The organism is Pseudomonas sp. Marseille-Q8238 (assembly GCF_965111915.1).
Genome location: NZ_CBCOPI010000001.1, coordinates 4528577 through 4543878, shown reverse-complemented (window position 1 = coordinate 4543878; position 15302 = coordinate 4528577). Strand labels below are relative to the sequence as shown.

Annotated in this window: 17 protein-coding genes; 9 read left to right on the top strand and 8 right to left on the bottom strand. The window is 64.4% G+C overall.

All coding sequences use genetic code 11. The features are described from left to right. Window position 1 precedes the first annotated feature (1 nt). Complete coding sequence (locus ACWPW0_RS20910) at window positions 2-745, top strand: substrate-binding periplasmic protein (protein ID WP_454256432.1); 744 nt, start codon at window positions 2-4, stop codon at window positions 743-745. A 19-nt stretch (window positions 746-764) separates the two neighbouring features. Here ACWPW0_RS20910 and ACWPW0_RS20905 read toward each other — a convergent pair whose 3' ends face one another. The 4 genes from ACWPW0_RS20905 to ACWPW0_RS20890 form a co-directional block, all read right to left on the bottom strand. Then, the gene (locus ACWPW0_RS20905) at window positions 765-2000 is read right to left on the bottom strand and encodes a diguanylate cyclase (protein WP_454256431.1); all 1236 of its coding nucleotides are present in this window, start codon (window positions 1998-2000) and stop codon (window positions 765-767) included. Window positions 2001-2179: 179 nt separating this feature from the next. Continuing rightward, window positions 2180-3559 carry an ATP-dependent RNA helicase DbpA gene (gene dbpA / locus ACWPW0_RS20900; protein WP_454256430.1) on the bottom strand — a complete coding sequence of 460 codons (1380 nt, stop codon included), beginning with the start codon at window positions 3557-3559 and terminating at the stop codon, window positions 2180-2182. A gap of 173 nt (window positions 3560-3732) precedes the next feature. Then, the gene (gene mdtD, locus ACWPW0_RS20895) at window positions 3733-5151 is read right to left on the bottom strand and encodes a multidrug transporter subunit MdtD (protein ID WP_454256429.1); all 1419 of its coding nucleotides are present in this window, start codon (window positions 5149-5151) and stop codon (window positions 3733-3735) included. Between the two features lie 110 nt (window positions 5152-5261). Next, window positions 5262-6149: an acyltransferase gene (locus ACWPW0_RS20890; protein ID WP_454256428.1), complete on the bottom strand. Its 888-nt coding sequence runs from the start codon at window positions 6147-6149 to the stop codon at window positions 5262-5264. A 158-nt stretch (window positions 6150-6307) separates the two neighbouring features. On the opposite strand from ACWPW0_RS20890, the gene ACWPW0_RS20885 reads away from it, so the two are divergent. From ACWPW0_RS20885 to ACWPW0_RS20850, 8 genes are all read left to right on the top strand, one after another. Then, entirely contained in the window at window positions 6308-7549 is a 1242-nt protein-coding gene (locus tag ACWPW0_RS20885; RefSeq protein ID WP_454256427.1) for an HD-GYP domain-containing protein, read from the top strand. A gap of 81 nt (window positions 7550-7630) precedes the next feature. Further along, window positions 7631-8314: a two-component system response regulator CreB gene (gene creB, locus ACWPW0_RS20880; RefSeq protein WP_447594705.1), complete on the top strand. Its 684-nt coding sequence runs from the start codon at window positions 7631-7633 to the stop codon at window positions 8312-8314. Between the two features lie 15 nt (window positions 8315-8329). Further along, the gene (gene creC / locus ACWPW0_RS20875; protein WP_454256426.1) at window positions 8330-9754 is read left to right on the top strand and encodes a two-component system sensor histidine kinase CreC; all 1425 of its coding nucleotides are present in this window, start codon (window positions 8330-8332) and stop codon (window positions 9752-9754) included. 83 nt (window positions 9755-9837) lie between these two features. Next, window positions 9838-10272, top strand: a complete 435-nt coding sequence (locus ACWPW0_RS20870; protein ID WP_447594702.1) for a CBS domain-containing protein — start codon at window positions 9838-9840, stop codon at window positions 10270-10272. A 169-nt stretch (window positions 10273-10441) separates the two neighbouring features. Then, window positions 10442-11791 (top strand): cell envelope integrity protein CreD, encoded by a 1350-nt coding sequence (gene creD, locus ACWPW0_RS20865; RefSeq protein WP_454256425.1) that lies wholly within the window; start codon window positions 10442-10444, stop codon window positions 11789-11791. 44 nt (window positions 11792-11835) lie between these two features. Continuing rightward, complete coding sequence (locus ACWPW0_RS20860) at window positions 11836-12141, top strand: hypothetical protein (protein WP_454256424.1); 306 nt, start codon at window positions 11836-11838, stop codon at window positions 12139-12141. After that, window positions 12138-12272 (top strand): hypothetical protein, encoded by a 135-nt coding sequence (locus ACWPW0_RS20855; protein ID WP_447594696.1) that lies wholly within the window; start codon window positions 12138-12140, stop codon window positions 12270-12272. The genes ACWPW0_RS20860 and ACWPW0_RS20855 overlap by 4 nt, the downstream gene beginning before the upstream one ends. Before the next feature lie 70 nt (window positions 12273-12342). Further along, complete coding sequence (locus ACWPW0_RS20850; protein ID WP_454256423.1) at window positions 12343-13095, top strand: PA3715 family protein; 753 nt, start codon at window positions 12343-12345, stop codon at window positions 13093-13095. Here the strand turns inward: ACWPW0_RS20850 and ACWPW0_RS20845 are convergent, their stop codons facing one another. From ACWPW0_RS20845 to ACWPW0_RS20830, 4 genes are read right to left on the bottom strand one after another with little or no spacing between them, the layout of a single operon-like run. Continuing rightward, entirely contained in the window at window positions 13096-13725 is a 630-nt protein-coding gene (locus tag ACWPW0_RS20845; protein WP_454256422.1) for a glutathione S-transferase, read from the bottom strand. It lies immediately after the preceding gene. 28 nt (window positions 13726-13753) lie between these two features. Continuing rightward, window positions 13754-13933, bottom strand: coding sequence for a hypothetical protein (locus tag ACWPW0_RS20840; protein WP_454256421.1), 180 nt, complete (start codon window positions 13931-13933; stop codon window positions 13754-13756). Window positions 13934-13984: 51 nt separating this feature from the next. Continuing rightward, the gene (locus ACWPW0_RS20835; RefSeq protein WP_447594691.1) at window positions 13985-14155 is read right to left on the bottom strand and encodes a hypothetical protein; all 171 of its coding nucleotides are present in this window, start codon (window positions 14153-14155) and stop codon (window positions 13985-13987) included. After that, window positions 14152-15279 (bottom strand): PepSY-associated TM helix domain-containing protein, encoded by a 1128-nt coding sequence (locus ACWPW0_RS20830; RefSeq protein WP_454256420.1) that lies wholly within the window; start codon window positions 15277-15279, stop codon window positions 14152-14154. Before ACWPW0_RS20830 ends, ACWPW0_RS20835 begins: the two co-directional genes overlap by 4 nt. Between the last annotated feature and the right edge of the window lie 23 nt (window positions 15280-15302).

Sequence of the window (15302 nt, the reverse complement as noted above, 5' to 3'; positions counted from 1 at the left end):
CATGAAACGAATGTGGCGTATCACATTGCTGGTCATCGGGCTGATTGCGCTGCCGGTTGCCGCGCAGCCGTTGCGTCTGGTCGCCAACGCGTGGCCACCCTTCACCGGCAAGGAACTGCCGGAGAATGGCCTGGCGGTGGACCTGGTCAGTACCGCCTTGCAACGTGCGGGTTATCCCAGCGAGTACATCGAGGTGCCCTGGGCGCGGGTGCTGAGGGGGCTGGAGCAGGGCGACTACGATGTGATCATCAGCGCCTGGTACAGCGAGGACCGGGCGCGCTATGGGCTGTTCTCCGCCCCTTATCTGGTCAACCGGATCCGTTTCCTGCGCCACAATCGAACACCGGTCGACTTCAATGAGCTGGCTGATCTGCGCCCCTTCAGCATTGCCGTGGTGCGCGGCTACAGCTATGGCGCGGCGTTCGACCAGGATCGGACGCTGACCAAGGTGCCCGTGCTCGATTTCGGCCAGGGCGCGCGCATGCTTGCCGCAGGGCGGGTGCAATTGGCGTTGGAGGATGAGCTGGTGGCGCAGTACTACCTGCGGCGCGATCTCGGCAAGGCGGGCACGGCCCTGGTGTTCGTGCCCAAGCCGTTGCAGGAGAACGGTTTGCACATCCTGGTACGGCGCAGTCATCCGCAGTACCGCGAGATCGTCAGTGGCTTCAACCGGGCGATTATCGAGATGCGTGCCGATGGTACCTACCAGCGTATCTACGAGCGGCACGGCTTGTCGTTGAACTGATCCTGCCGCCGAGAGCGCTTCAGGCGTAGAGGGTGCGCCCGCGTCCTGCGCGCTTGGCCTGGTACAGGCGCTGATCGGCTTCGTGCAGCAGGCTTTCCAGGTCGTCCGGCGCGCCGTGGTACACCCCGGCGCTGAACGACAGCGGTGGTGCGCCGTTGGCATACTTCAGTGCAGCACAGGTATGGCGCAGTTGGTCCAGCAGCACAGCCAGGCTGGCGGCGTCGAGGTGGCTGACCAGGGCGAACTCCTCGCCACCGAGCCGGCCGAGCAGGGTGTCCGGCAGGGCCTCGCGCAGGCAGCGCGCGAAGGCGATCAGTGCGGCGTCACCGCTGGCGTGGCCATGGTCGTCGTTGATGGTCTTGAAGAAGTCCAGGTCGATCATCGCCACGCTGAGCGACTGGCCGGCGCGCTGTGCCTGGCGGAACTGCTGCACGCCCTGCTCGTAGAAGGCGCGGCGGTTGTACAGCCCGGTCAGTGAGTCGAACAGCGCCGCCTGTTTCAGCGCACGCAGCATGTCGCGGCGCTCCAGGGTCGACATGACCCGGCAGTTCAGCTCTTCCGGGCAGAACGGCTTGCGCAGGAAGTCGTCGGCGCCGTGCTTGATGAACAGGGCGCTGAGCGAGCCCTTGGCATCGGCGGACAGGCCGAGAATGATCAGGTCGTGGCGGCGCATTTTCTGCCGCAGCAGTTTGACCAGCTCGAAGCCACTCATGCCGGGCATGCTGTGGTCGACCAGGAACAGGTCGATATCCGGCTGTTCCTGAAGGATGCGCAGGGCTTCGTCGCCATCGCAGGCATCGATGATCTGATACAGGTGTGGGGTCAGCACGCGGCGGATGAAGTGCCGGGTGGCCTCGGAGTCCTCGGCGACGAGAATCTTCACGTGGCTGTTGCTTTCCAGGCGGTGCAGCAGGCGGAAGGCGTATTCGTAGGAGTGCTGGCTTTCCTTGAGCACATAGTCGACCACGCCCTTGAGCAGCAGCTCGTCGCGTCGCTGCTCGTCGTAGGAGCCAGTCAGCACGATGCACGGCAGGCTGTAGCGCATCACCAGATCGACGACTTCACCGCGTGGCGCATCGGGCAGATTGAGGTCGACGATGGCGGCGAAGAACAGCGCCGACGAGGTTTCCAGCATTACCTGGGCTTCGCTCAGGGAGGCGCAGAACACCGGCTGAAGCTGCGGCTCCTGGCGGAACAGGTGCTCGAGAATCTTCAGGACCAGCGGGCTGTCTTCGACGACCAGGATATTGCGCACGGCGCTCTCCTCGGATGCAAGCGCGAATAATTGCACAGCGCAGGGGCCGGAATCACCCCGCAATACACAGTGTTGCGCTTGTCGCGGCATTGGCGCCCTGCGTGAGCAGCGCTCTTCAGGGCGATCGAGGCCGTTTTCAACACAGTTCGACCGCTGCGCAGCAGATCCGAGACCGCTGTTCAGAGGGTACGGACGCGAATGGAGCGGCCCTTGATCTTGCCCTCGCCAAGGCGTTTCAGTGCCTGCTTGGCCACACTGCGCTCCACGGCGACATAGGCCTGATGGTCGAACAGGGCAATCTTGCCGACCTGGGTGCCGGGAATGCCCGCTTCGCCGGTCAGGGCGCCGAGGATGTCGCCAGGGCGCACCTTGTCCTTGCGTCCGGCGGCGATGCACAGGGTCACCATCGGCGGTTGCAGTGGCTCGCCGCTGCGCGCCTTGAGGCTGCTCAGCGGGTGCCAGGCGAGTGGCGCTTTCTGCAGGGTTTCGATGGCCTGTGCGCGGTGGGCTTCCGGTGGCGCGACCAGGCTCACGGCCAGGCCTTTGGCGCCTGCGCGACCGGTACGGCCGACGCGGTGGATGTGGATTTCGGCGTCACGGGCCAGCTCGACGTTGATGACCATGTCCAGGGCATCGATATCCAGGCCGCGTGCGGCGACGTCGGTGGCCACCAGCACGGACAGGCTGCGGTTGGCGAACATTGCCAGGACCTGATCGCGGTCGCGCTGTTCCAGATCACCATTGAGCGCGGCGGCGGAAATGCCGTGGGCAGTCAGGTGGTCGACCACGTCCTGGCACTGCTGTTTGGTGAAGCAGAAGGCCACGCAGGAGTCCGGGCGGAAGCTGGCGAACACGCGGAGCACGGCATCCAGGCGCTGGTCCGGGGCGATCTCGTAGAAGCGCTGCTCGATCTGCGCATCGTCGTGCAGCGCCTCGACCTTGACCTGCTGCGGGTCGCGCATGAAGGTCGCGGAGAGCTGCTTGATGCCGCTCGGGTAGGTCGCGGAGAACAACAGGGTCTGTCGCTTGGCCGGGGTGTAGCCGATGATCTCGGCGATACTGTCGTAGAAACCCATGTCGAGCATGCGGTCGGCTTCGTCGAGCACCAGGGTGTTCAGGCCGTCGAGCTTCAGGGTGCCTTTCTTCAGGTGTTCCTGTACGCGCCCCGGGGTGCCGACGATGACATGCGCGCCATGCTCCAGCGAGCCGATCTGCGGACCGAACGGCACGCCGCCGCACAGGGTCAGGACCTTGATGTTGTCGGCGGCGCGGGCCAGGCGGCGCAGTTCCTTGGCCACCTGGTCGGCCAACTCGCGGGTCGGGCACAGCACCAGCGCCTGGCAACCGAAGAAACGCGGGTTGAGCGGGGCGAGCAGGCCGATGCCGAACGCCGCCGTCTTGCCGCTCCCGGTCTTGGCCTGGGCGATCAGGTCCATGCCCTTGAGGATGACGGGCAGGCTCTGCGCCTGGATCGGCGTCATCTCGGCATAGCCGAGGGACTCCAGGTTGGCCAGCATGGCGGCAGAAAGGGGCAGCGAAGCAAACGCGGAAGTGGTCACGGGAACGGGCCTGGGCATGCGGAAATGCTGCGCAGTGTAGCAGGCGCGAGCCTTTGGCCGGCGCCCGCTTTGCGCGCGAGCATCCGGCTACGGGCGCGACGCTTTTGGTGTCTCTGATATTCGCGGGCCATGCCCGCGAAACGGTCGTTCAGGGCAAGCGCGCCCAGGTGCGTCTAACCTTCCACCTCGATCTTGTGGTCGATATCCCGGGCACTGCCGCCGTCGCCATCTTCCAGTTGCAGGAAGATGGCGGCGGCCAGCACGGTCATCAGGCCCACGCAGAGGAACGTCCACTGGAACGCGGCGAGCACCGCGCCGGGTTCGCTCTGTTCCAGGGTGAATCCCCCCAGAAGGGCAGCCGCTGTCGCCACGCCAAGGCTCATGGCCAGTTGCACCACCACCGAGAGCAGGCTGTTGCCGCTGCTGGCTTCTTCATCACGCAGGTCGATCAGGGTAACGGTGTTCATTGCGGTGAACTGCAGCGAGTTGACCGCGCCGAGCAGGCCAAGCTGGATCAGCAACACGACGGGCGCATGCTGGCCGCTGGTCAGCGCCAGGCTGGCGAGCAGGGCACCGAGCAGGAAGGTGTTGCCGGTGAGGATACGGCGGTAGCCGAGCCGGTCGATCAGCGGCTTGGCCAGCGGTTTCATGGCCATGGCGGCCAGCGCCAGCGGGATCATGCTCATGCCCGCCTCGGCAGGCGAGTAGCCCAGCGCTACTTGCAGCAGCAACGGGACCAGGAACGGCAACGCACCGCTGCCCAGGCGGGCGAACATATTGCCGAGAATGCCCACGGCGAAGGTGCGATTGCGGAACAGGCTCGGGCTGAACAGTGGTGCCACCACGCGGCCGGCGCGCAACCAGTAGGCCGCCAGGCAGGCCAGGCCGATCACCAGCAGGAGCATGACCCGCACATGGGGCAGTTGCAGTTCGCCCAGGCCTTCCAGGGCCATGGTGATCAGCACCATGGCGGCGCCGAACAGGAGAAATCCAATCGTGTCGAAGCGGGTGCGCTCGCCGCCGCGCAGGTCGGGCATGAAGCGCAACGCGGCCCAGCAACCGAGGGCACCGACCGGCAGGTTGATCAGGAAGATCCAGTGCCAGGAGGCGTACTCCACCAGCCAGCCACCCAGCGTCGGGCCGATCAGCGGGCCGAGCAGCCCCGGCAAGGTGATGAAGCTCATGATGCGCACCAGCTCCGAGCGCGGGTAGGCCCGCAACACGACCAGGCGCCCGACCGGCATCATCAGCGCCCCGCCAAGCCCCTGCAGGACCCGTGCGCCGACCAGTTGGCCGAGGTTGCTCGCCAGGGCGCAGCACAGCGAGCCCAGGCTGAACAGCAGGATGGCGGTGAAGAAGATGCGCCGGGTGCCGAAGCGGTCGGCGATCCAGCCCGAGGCGGGAATCAGCAGGGCCACGGTGAGCATGTAGGAGATGATCACCGCCTGCATGCGCAGCGGGTTCTCGGCCAGATCGCGGGCCATGGCGGGGAGGGCGGTATTGAGGATGGTGCCGTCCAGCGTCTGCATGAAGAAGGCGATGGCGACGATCCACGGTAACAGGCGAGCGGTGCGGGGCGAGAGTGACAGCATGGCGACTCTTCAATGACGAGACACGATTGAGAACAGGGTGGATTGCTCATGCGACCGCAGAACGGCGCGATTGTCTCCCCACGATGGCGGACAGGCCGCCTGGGTCATGCTCAGAACTGCTGTTTCAACTGGGCGATGCGCGCGTCCTTCTCGTGCCACAGCTGGCTGACCCAATCCTGCACCACCTGGCGGAATTCGGCGTCACGCTGGTAGTCGCCGGCCCACAGCGCCGGGTCCAGTTCGCGGGTCTGGATGTCGATGATGACCTTGGGCAACTGGCCGCTGATCAGGGCCCAGAATCCTGGCGGATGATCCCCCGGGTAGACCACGGTGACATCCAGCAGGGCATCGAGCTGCGGACCGAGCGCGGCCAGCACGAAGGCTACGCCGCCTGCCTTGGGCTTGAGCAGGTGCTGGTAAGGCGAGCCCTGCTGGGTCTGTTTGGCCGGGGTGAAGCGTGTGCCTTCCAGGTAATTGACCACGGTGACGGGGAGCGATTTGAAACGCTCGCATGCGGCCTTGGTGATTTCCAGGTCCTTGCCCTGCATGTGCGGGTTCTTGCGCAGGTAAGCCTTGGAGTAGCGCTTCATGAACGGGTAATCGAGCGCCCAGAAGGCCAGACCGAGGAACGGCACCCAGATCAGTTCCTGCTTGAGGAAGAACTTGAAGTAGGGCGTCTTGCGGTTGAAGGTCTGCACCAGCGCAGGGATATCCACCCATGACTGGTGGTTGCTCACCACCAGGTAGGAGCGGTCCTGGCGCAGGCCTTCGCCGCCGCGGATATCCCACACGGTGGGTGTGAGCAGGGCGAAGATCAGCTTGTCGATTTCCGCCCAGGTTTCCGCCACCCACATCACCCCGCGCGAACACAGGTCGCGCAGGTACTTGCCCGGCAGGATCAGTTTGAGCAGGGCGATCAGCATCATGGGGCCGATCAGAATCAGGGTGTTGAGCAGGAGCAGCACGATGATGCTGCAGGCAGTCAGCAGTCGACGCATTGGCACGTCCCGGTCGCCAGATAGGTGCGGTCATGATAAACCGCAGGGGCATGTTCGAGGGAAGCGCCGATGTGTATTGAGGCAATACCATGGGTCGCTTCGCGCGGCATCACCTATGATGGCGGAACAATAACAAGCGCTTGCGGGAAGCCCCCAGTGTGTTGAAACGTATTGCAGTGTCCGAGCTTCGCATTGGCATGTACATCCATGAGTTCTGTGGCTCGTGGATGGATCATCCGTTCTGGAAGGGACGTTTCCTGCTCAAGAGCGAGCACGACCTGCGCCGGGTACACGAGTCCGATATCCGCGAAATCTGGATCGATGCGAGCAAAGGACTGGACATCGCGCCGGGTCAGGCCAGCCATACGGTGATAGAGGTCGAGGCTGAAGTGGAGGCGCGCCTGCTTGCCGCCGAGAGCAAGCGCCTGCCGGCACGGGTTCGGCTCGATGAGGAGGTAAACCGCGCGCAGAAACTCTGTGCCCGCTCCAAGGCCGCCATCGTCGAGATGTTCAGCGATGCCCGCATGGGCCAGGCGATTGGCCTGGAACACGTTGCCGAGCTGGTCGAGGAAATTTCCGATTCGATCCTGCGCCATCCCAATGCCTTGATCAGCCTGGCCCGGCTGAAGACCTCCGACGAATACACCTATATGCATTCGGTGGCGGTGTGCGCGCTGATGATCGCCCTGGCCCGGCAACTGGGGCTGGACGATGATCAGGTGCATGAGGCGGGAATCGCCGGGCTGCTGCACGACATTGGCAAGATGGCCATACCCGATGCCATCCTCAACAAACCGGGGAAACTCACCGACGCCGAATTCGGCACCATGCGCGGTCATCCCGAGGCAGGCACCCGCATGCTGTTGGACAGCCGGCAGGTCAGCGCACTGGTGCTCGATGTCTGCCTGCATCACCACGAGAAGGTCGACGGCAGTGGCTACCCGCATCACCTGATTGGCGAGCAGATCAGCCTGTTCGCGCGGATGGGCGCGGTGTGCGATGTGTATGACGCAATCACCTCGGATCGCCCCTACAAGAAAGGCTGGGACCCGGCCGAGTCGATCCGCAAGATGGCCGAGTGGAAGGGCCACTTCGATGACAAGGTGTTCCAGGCCTTCGTCAAATCGGTGGGCATCTACCCGGTCGGCGCGCTGGTGCGCCTGGAAAGCGGGCGCCTGGGCGTGGTCATGGAACAGCACGAAAAGTCGCTGCTTACGCCACGGGTCAAGGTGTTCTTCTCGGCCCGTTCGCGGGTGCCGATCCCGCAGGAAGTCATCGATCTGGCCAAGCTGGTCGGGCGTGATCGCATCGTCGGCCGTGAGTCCGCCGAAGAGTGGGGCTTCAAGCAGGTCGATGAGCTGTGGTCGGGGCTGGAGCGGGGCACGGGTTCATTATTCTGAGCGTGCCCTGACCGGGGTGATTGACGCCTGCCCAGGCATGCTGCACCGTTGCCCGACCCTGTTCCCGTCAGCACGGACGCCATGCCGCATATCCTCATAGTCGAAGACGAAGCCGCCATTGCCGATACCCTGATCTACGCCCTGCAGGGCGAGGGGTTCACCACCACCTGGCTGAACCTGGCCGAGGCGGCGCTTGATTTCCAGCAACGCACGCCTGCCGACCTGTTGATTCTCGATGTCGGCCTGCCGGACATCAGTGGCTTCGAACTGTGCAAGCGGCTGCGGCGTTTTTCCGAGGTGCCGGTGCTGTTCCTCACCGCACGCAATGCGGAAATCGACCGAGTGGTGGGCCTGGAAATCGGCGCTGACGACTACGTGGTCAAACCGTTCAGCCCGCGTGAGGTGGCGGCACGGGTCAAGGCCATCCTCAAACGCATGGCACCGCGTGCGGAGCCGGTGGCTGTCGAAGGTGGACCGTTTCGTGTCGATGCCGAACGTGTGCAGATCCACTACCGTGGCCAGTTGCTGGTGCTGACCCGCCACGAATTTCGCCTGCTGCAAACCTTGCTGGCCCAGCCGGAGCGAGTGTTCTCCCGCGAGCAACTGCTCGACGCGCTGGGGGTGCCCGCCGAGGCGGGCTACGAGCGCAACGTCGACAGCCATATCAAGAGCCTGCGCGCCAAGCTGCGCCAGGTCGCCATGGATGCCGAGGCGATCCAGACCCATCGTGGCCTGGGCTACAGCTACAACCCCAACCTGGCTTGAACGAGGAACCTGGCCATGCCATTGGGCGTTCGCATTTTCCTCGTCTATTTCCTCTTCGTCGGGCTGGCCGGCTGGTTCGTGCTGAGCACGGTGATGGACGAGATTCGTCCCGGCGTGCGCCAGTCCACCGAGGAAACGCTGGTCGATACAGCCAACCTGCTGGCGGAGATCCTGCGTGACGAGGTCAAGGCTGGCAGCCTGTCGCAGAGCCGATTGCCGGAGCTGCTCAAGGCCTATGGCAAGCGCCAGCCGCAGGCGCAGATCTGGGACATCAAGAAGAGCTCGGTCAACCACCGCATCTACGTCACCGACGACAAGGGCATCGTCCTGCTCGATTCCACCGAGCAGGCACTGGGACGGGACTACTCGCACTGGAACGACGTCTATCTGACCCTGCGTGGCCAGTACGGCGCGCGCTCCACGCGTGAAGATCCACAGGACGACGACAGCTCGGTGATGTACGTCGCGGCGCCGATCAAGGATGGCGAACGCATCATCGGCGTGGTTTCGGTGGCCAAGCCGAACAAGACGTTGCAGCCCTATATCGAGCGCTCGCAACGGCGCCTGGCCTGGCTGGGCGCGGGGCTGATCGGCCTCGGTCTGTTGATCGGCGGGATCCTGTCCTGGTGGCTCAGCGGCTCGCTGCGCAAGCTCACTCGTTATGCCCAGGCCGTCAGCGAAGGGCGCCGTGCCGAACTGCCGGAGTTGCGCGGTGGCGAGCTGACGCAACTGGCCCAGGCGGTGCAGAAGATGCGCACCGAGCTGGAGGGAAAGGCCTATGTCGAGCAGTACGTGCATACCCTGACCCACGAACTGAAGAGCCCGCTGGCGGCGATTCGCGGTGCTGCTGAACTGCTTGAAGGCGAGATGCCGGCCGAGCAGCGCCAGCGCTTCGTCGGCAATATCGCCAGCGAGGGCGAGCGTCTGCAGCAACTGATCGAACGCCTGCTCAACCTGGCACTGGTCGAGCAGCGCCAGGGTCTGGAGGAGCATGTGGCGATCGATCTGCACGAACTGGTCGAAGGGCTGTTGCAGGGGCAGACGGCACGTATCGAATCCATTGGCCTGCGCGTAGAGAACCTGATCGCACCTGGCCTGAGCGTGACGGGCGAGCGTTTCCTGTTGCAACAGGCGCTGGCCAACCTGCTGGATAACGCCCTCGATTTCACCCCGGCGGGTGGCTTGCTGCGTTTCACTGCCGAGCCGCAGGGTGGGCACGTGCGGGTGAGCCTGTTCAATCAGGGAGAGGCGATTCCCGAGTACGCGCTGGCGCGCCTGACCGAACGCTTCTATTCGTTGCCGCGCCCTCGCAGCGGGCGCAAGAGCACCGGCCTCGGCCTCAACTTCGTGCAGGAGGTGGCCGGCCTGCATGGCGGTAGCCTGCAGCTGGCCAATGTCGATCAGGGCGTCGAGGCCAGCCTGTTGTTGCCGCGCGACTGAACACACAAAGCAATGTTACCGGGATGAAATTTGTGGTGATTCTGCTAAAACAAACAGGTCCCTGATGCAGAGCACAATAACGAATGAAAACCGTCGCCGAGATTCTCCGCAATAAACCCCATGCCTCCATTTACAGTGTCGGCCCTGATGATTCGGTGCTCGATGCGGTCAAGCTGCTGGCCGAAAAGCGCATCGGTGCGCTGGTGGTGCTGAGCAATGGACGCCTGGTCGGCATCGTCAGCGAGCGCGACTATGTGCGCAAACTGGCTCAACTGGAACGCGCTGCGTTCGACAGCCAGGTCCGCGAGATCATGACCGCGGACGTGATCACGGTGGGCCTGCGCGACACTGCCCAGCAGTGCATGCAACTGATGACCGACGGCCACTTGCGCCACCTGCCGGTATTGGCCGAGGGCGAGCTGATCGGCCTGCTGTCGATCGGTGACCTGGTCAAGGAAACCATCGCCGAACAAGCCAGCCTGATCCAGCAACTGGAGCAGTACATCCGCGGCGAATAGGTCATGTATCAGGTGGCCGTGTGCATGTCGGTGCTCACGGCCCCCTGTGGTTGGCAGACAGCCACGTTGCTCTCCACACAAACTCCACATGCTCTCCACATAGGCTCCCTGCTGTGTGCATGCACGGTGCCCAGACTCTCCTCATGTTCATCCCCTGGAGAGTCAAACCATGCACCGCAGCCTTGCCATCAAACTGGGCCTTATTGGCCTGCTGATCATCCTGTTGATGATCCCCATCCTCATGATCGACGGCATGATCGAGGAACGTCAGGGCCTGCGTGATGGCGTCCTGCAGGACATCGCGCGCAGCTCCAGCTACAGCCAGAAACTCACCGGCCCGGTGCTGGTGGTGCCGTTCCGCAAGACCGTGCGCGAGTGGAAGACCAACAGCAAGACCGGGCAGCGCTACCTGGAAGAGAACGAGCAGCGCGGGCGCCTGTACTTCCTGCCGGATCGATTCGCCCTGCGTGGTGATGTCAGTACGCACCTGCGCTCTCGTGGCATCTACCAGGCCCGGTTGTACGAGAGCAGCAACCAGATCAGCGGCCATTTCGAATTGCCGGAGCAATTGGGCATCAGTGAAGACTTCGCCGATTACCGCTTCGAGCAGGCCTTCCTGGCTGTTGGCATCAGCGATATCCGTGGCATCCGCAACGACCTCAAGTTGCAGCTCAATGGCGCCAGTTTCGGTTTCGAGCCGGGCACGGGCGACAGCCTGCTCGGTGATGGCGTGCATGCGCCCTTGCCGACGCTGGACACCGACAAGGTTCAACGCCTGGACTTCGCCTTCGATCTGCAATTGCAGGGCACCAGCCAGTTCAACGTGACGCCGGTGGGCCGTGAGAGCGTGGTCGACCTGAAGGCCAACTGGCCGCACCCGAGCTTCGTCGGCGAGTACCTGCCGGTTGACCGCGAAATCAGCTCCGAGGGCTTCACCGCCCACTGGCAGACCAGTTTCTTCGCCACCAACCTGGAAGAGGCGCTGGGCGACTGTGTGGCTCACAACAGTTGCTCCGCGTTCGAGGGCCGCAACTTCGGGGTGAGCTTCGTCGATCCGGTGGACCAGTACCTCAAGAGTGACCGGGCGATCAAATATGCGCTGCTGTTCATCGCCCTGACCTTCGCCGGCTTCTTCCTCTTCGAGGTGCTCAAGCGCCTGGCGGTGCACCCGGTGCAGTACGGGCTTGTGGGTATGTCGCTGGCGTTCTTCTACCTGCTGTTGCTGTCGCTGTCCGAGCACATGAGCTTCGAACGGGCCTATGCGCTGGCGGCCTCGGCCTGTGTGCTGCTGATCGGCTTCTACGTCAGCCACGTGCTGCACAGCTGGCTGCGTGGGGCGGGTTTCACTGCCGGCCTGGCGGCGCTCTACGCCATGCTCTATGCACTGCTCAATGCCGAGGACTATGCCCTGCTGATGGGCTCGCTGCTGGTCTTCGCCCTGCTCGCCAGCGTGATGGTCCTGACCCGCAAGCTGGATTGGTACGGCGTCACCAAGACCAGCCCTGCACCCGCCGAGTGAAGCATCCGGGCGCGGCCGGTGCCGCGCCCTTCGAGGAGTTCATCATGATTCGTATACTGATGCGTGGCTCTGCCTGTTTCGGCCTGGGCCTGGTACTGGCTGTTCTGGTGCTGGTCGGCCTGATGTTCTTCGGCCAGTTCGATGTGATCCATGGCCTCAATCTGACCGGCAAACCCTTGGCTCATCTGCTGTTGATGCTGATGCCCGAGTCGCTCTGGGGTTACCTGACCGGGGTGCCGCATGCCGGGGATAACCCGCACGTGCAGTCGTTCCTGCAGTTGTGCGTTGCGCTGGGTCAGATGGGGCTGCTGCTGGGCGCCGGTTTCTTCCGTCTGTGGTACGCACGATGAGCGGGCGCGTGGGGTTGCGCGAGGATGCGCGCGTGGGGCATCTGCTGGCGCAGCGTATCGCCGATCTGTTCCGGCAGGCGCGCAGTCCACGGCTTGCGCATGCACCGGCGGCACGTGGTAACGACGGTTGAGAACCGCGGGGCAGACACCTGGCGGCAGACGCTTCAAACTGGCAGGCCTTTTCATTCGTGGAGTTCTTCGATGCGCATCGTTCCTCGCCTGCTGCTGGCTGGCATCACCCTGTCGGCAGGTCTTGTGCAGGCTCAGGATTGCCGTGAGCAATTGCCGCAGGTGCTGCAGGCCACCTACGGCGCCGCGCATGGCGTGCAGCTGGATGATGTGCAGTGCAAGGTCTGGCCGGCGCGTCCGGAGCTGACGCTGATCGCCGTGCCTGTGCCACAGGTGAAAAACGAGGGTTATGGTGAGACCGATCTGGAGGTGCTGGTGACGGACAGCGCGAGTGGCCAGCTTCGCGCGCGGCGCCTGGAAAAGCACCTGCTCGATTGGGATGCGGTCTATGTCAGCGCCTTGATTCTGGATACCGCACCGTACCGTGTGCGCGCCGACCAGTTGGCCTTTGCCGTGCGCGTCGAGCGCCGTGTCAACTCTCGGGCCACCTTGTTCAGCGAGCGCTTCCTCATGCTCTATGCGCTTGAAGACGGCCAGTTGCGCCCGCTGCTGGAACGCATGGTCATGGAGACTTTACAGGGTGAATCCGACACCAACTGTGCCAGCCAGTGGAGCGAGGTCAAGCGCACCCTGGCGGTGGCCGAGAAGCCAGGGCGCTACGGCTACCGTGATTTGATCCTGCGCGAGCAGGTCGAGGCCAACCGCACCGAAGCCCATGGCGACGACTGCGACAAGGTGGAGCAGCGGCACAGCCAGCAAACCTATCGGCTGGTCTACGATGGCCAGCGTTACCCCGTTCCGGACGCTCTACGCGCTATACAGTGATCAATTGGTCGGCGGTGTCGCCAGCATCGACGGCCGCTGGCTGACTTGCGCATACCAGTCCGCGAGGCCGGGATGGCGCTCACGCCAGCCATGCTCGGGCTGGCGGAAGTCGAGGTAGCCAAGGGCGCAGGCCAGGCCGATGGCGGCCATGTCGAAGCGCTGGCGCAGGTCGCTGAGCGCATGCTGCTCGAAGTAGGTCAGGCTGCGCTCGATCTTGTCCTGCTGGGCGGCGAGCCAGGTTTCCCACTGGCGGTCGGCGGGGCGCAGGAATGTTTCATAGCGGATCAGCACAGCGGCATCGAGGATGGCATCGGCCAGCGACGCCAGGGTCAGGCTGCGCCAACGGGCCGCGCCTTGGCGAGCGAGCAGCGGTTCACCGTCGTGCAAGTGGTCGAGGTATTCGCAGATCACCCGGCTGTCGTGCAGCACATTGCCATCGGCCAGGCGCAGGGCCGGCAGCTTGCCAGCAGGGTTGCCGGCATTGAGTGCCAGGTTGGGCTTGGTGGGCGCGACCAGGATGCTTTGCAGATGAACCCGTTCGAGCTGCGCGGTTTCATGCAGCACCAGCATGACCTTGCGGACGAAGGGCGAGGCAGCGGCGTGGTAGAGGGTCATGGTGGCGGCAGACATGCTCGGCTCCGGCTGGCAAAAGAGGCGCTCAGCCTAGCAGCGCTTTCGGCGGCATTCCACGGGCTGCAGCCGCCACCTGGACGATGGCGGTTGGCAGGTCGAACTGGCCCTCGGGCAAGACACCGACCGTGTGACCGAGGCGGGCAGCACGCGTCAGCAGTTGCTGGCGTCGCAGCGTGAACTGCTGCGCTGGCAGGCCGAGACGCATGGCTGTGACTCGCTGGGTACCTATGTCCTAAGTGCCATCTGAGGCGAGCCTTCAGCGGCGGCGCAACAACGGCCAGCAACCAATCACGGCGGGCAGGCCCAAACCGAGCCAGGCGAGGGCATCCCACCAGCCATCACCGAGCAGGGCGGCGAACAGGCCGGCGGCGCCGAGCAGCGCCAGCACGCCGGGGATGGCGAAGGTCGACTCACGCCAGCGCCTCATGCCGCTACCTCATCGCGCAGCACGGCACGGGGCGCCCGACGGCGTACCCACCACAGGTACAGGCCGCTGCCGAGGACGATGATGGTCAGCACATCGAGCAGCGCCCAGAGAATCTGCATCGGTCGCCCGCCGTAGTCGCCGAAATGCAGCGGCTGCGACATGGCCAGCGCGTCCATGTACCAGGGGCGCTCGCCGATGGCGGTGACGGCCAGGGTGCGTGCGTCGATCAGCACCGGCGTCCACAGGTGCGAGGTGAGGTGGGTGTCGCCCTTCATGAACACCGAGTAGTGGTGCTCGCTGGAGAAGCGGGTGCCGGGGAAGGCGATGAAGTCCGCCTGCATGCCTGGTGTGGCGGTCTGGGCAATCTGCAGCAGGTCGCTGGCCGGTGCGCGCTCGGTCAGCGGTGGCGCATCGCGGTAGGGGGCGACCATGGCCGTCAGGCTGTCGTTGCGCCAGGCGGCGATCAGCAGGTCGGCGGTGGCGCTGATGACCCCGGTGATACCGACCACCAGAGCCCAGGTCAGGGTGACGATGCCGAGCAGGTTGTGCAGGTCGAGCCAGCGGGTGCGGCTGGATTTGTGCCGGCGCACTTCGCCGAAGCGCAGGCGGCGCATGAACGGCGCGTAGAGCACCACGCCGGAAATGATGGCAACCACGAACAGGATGCCCATGAAGGCCAGCAGCAACTTGCCTGGTAGCCCGGCGAACATATCCACATGCAGGCGCAGCATGAGCATCATGAAACCACCGTTGGCCGAGGGCATGGCCACGGCCTCGCCAGTGCGCGCGTCGAGCATGAAGGTGTGCGATGAGTTGGGTTCGGTGCCGGCGGTGGCGGCCATGATGGCGACCACGCCATTGGGCTCGTCGTCTTCCCAGCCGAGGTACTGCACGACGTCACCGGGGCGATGGCGCTCGGCGGCCTGCACCAGTTGCTGCAGGTCGAGGTGAGGGGTATCGGCCGGCAGTTCACGCAGCACGGGTGCATCGCCCAGCAGGTGGTCGATCTCGTGATGGAAGATCAGCGGCAACCCGGTCAGCGCCAGCAGCAGGAGAAACAGGGTACAGATCAGGCTGGTCCAGGTGTGGACGAGAGACCAGCGGCGGATGGTGGTGGCTTTCATCGATTATCCCAATGCAGAGACCG

What these genes read in the sequence shown, in the direction of transcription:
- ACWPW0_RS20845 (WP_454256422.1), bottom strand. Translation starts at nt 13,725, where the DNA reads ATGTCTGCCGCCACCATGACCCTCTACCACGCCGCTGCCTCGCCCTTC.
- ACWPW0_RS20910 (WP_454256432.1), top strand. Translation starts at nt 2, where the DNA reads ATGAAACGAATGTGGCGTATCACATTGCTGGTCATCGGGCTGATTGCG.
- ACWPW0_RS20840 (WP_454256421.1), bottom strand. Translation starts at nt 13,933, where the DNA reads ATGCGTCTCGGCCTGCCAGCGCAGCAGTTCACGCTGCGACGCCAGCAA.
- ACWPW0_RS20890 (WP_454256428.1), bottom strand. Translation starts at nt 6,149, where the DNA reads ATGCGTCGACTGCTGACTGCCTGCAGCATCATCGTGCTGCTCCTGCTC.
- ACWPW0_RS20860 (WP_454256424.1), top strand. Translation starts at nt 11,836, where the DNA reads ATGATTCGTATACTGATGCGTGGCTCTGCCTGTTTCGGCCTGGGCCTG.
- ACWPW0_RS20835 (WP_447594691.1), bottom strand. Translation starts at nt 14,155, where the DNA reads ATGAGGCGCTGGCGTGAGTCGACCTTCGCCATCCCCGGCGTGCTGGCG.
- mdtD (WP_454256429.1), bottom strand. Translation starts at nt 5,151, where the DNA reads ATGCTGTCACTCTCGCCCCGCACCGCTCGCCTGTTACCGTGGATCGTC.
- creB (WP_447594705.1), top strand. Translation starts at nt 7,631, where the DNA reads ATGCCGCATATCCTCATAGTCGAAGACGAAGCCGCCATTGCCGATACC.
- ACWPW0_RS20855 (WP_447594696.1), top strand. Translation starts at nt 12,138, where the DNA reads ATGAGCGGGCGCGTGGGGTTGCGCGAGGATGCGCGCGTGGGGCATCTG.
- ACWPW0_RS20830 (WP_454256420.1), bottom strand. Translation starts at nt 15,279, where the DNA reads ATGAAAGCCACCACCATCCGCCGCTGGTCTCTCGTCCACACCTGGACC.
- ACWPW0_RS20870 (WP_447594702.1), top strand. Translation starts at nt 9,838, where the DNA reads ATGAAAACCGTCGCCGAGATTCTCCGCAATAAACCCCATGCCTCCATT.
- creD (WP_454256425.1), top strand. Translation starts at nt 10,442, where the DNA reads ATGCACCGCAGCCTTGCCATCAAACTGGGCCTTATTGGCCTGCTGATC.
- ACWPW0_RS20850 (WP_454256423.1), top strand. Translation starts at nt 12,343, where the DNA reads ATGCGCATCGTTCCTCGCCTGCTGCTGGCTGGCATCACCCTGTCGGCA.
- creC (WP_454256426.1), top strand. Translation starts at nt 8,330, where the DNA reads ATGCCATTGGGCGTTCGCATTTTCCTCGTCTATTTCCTCTTCGTCGGG.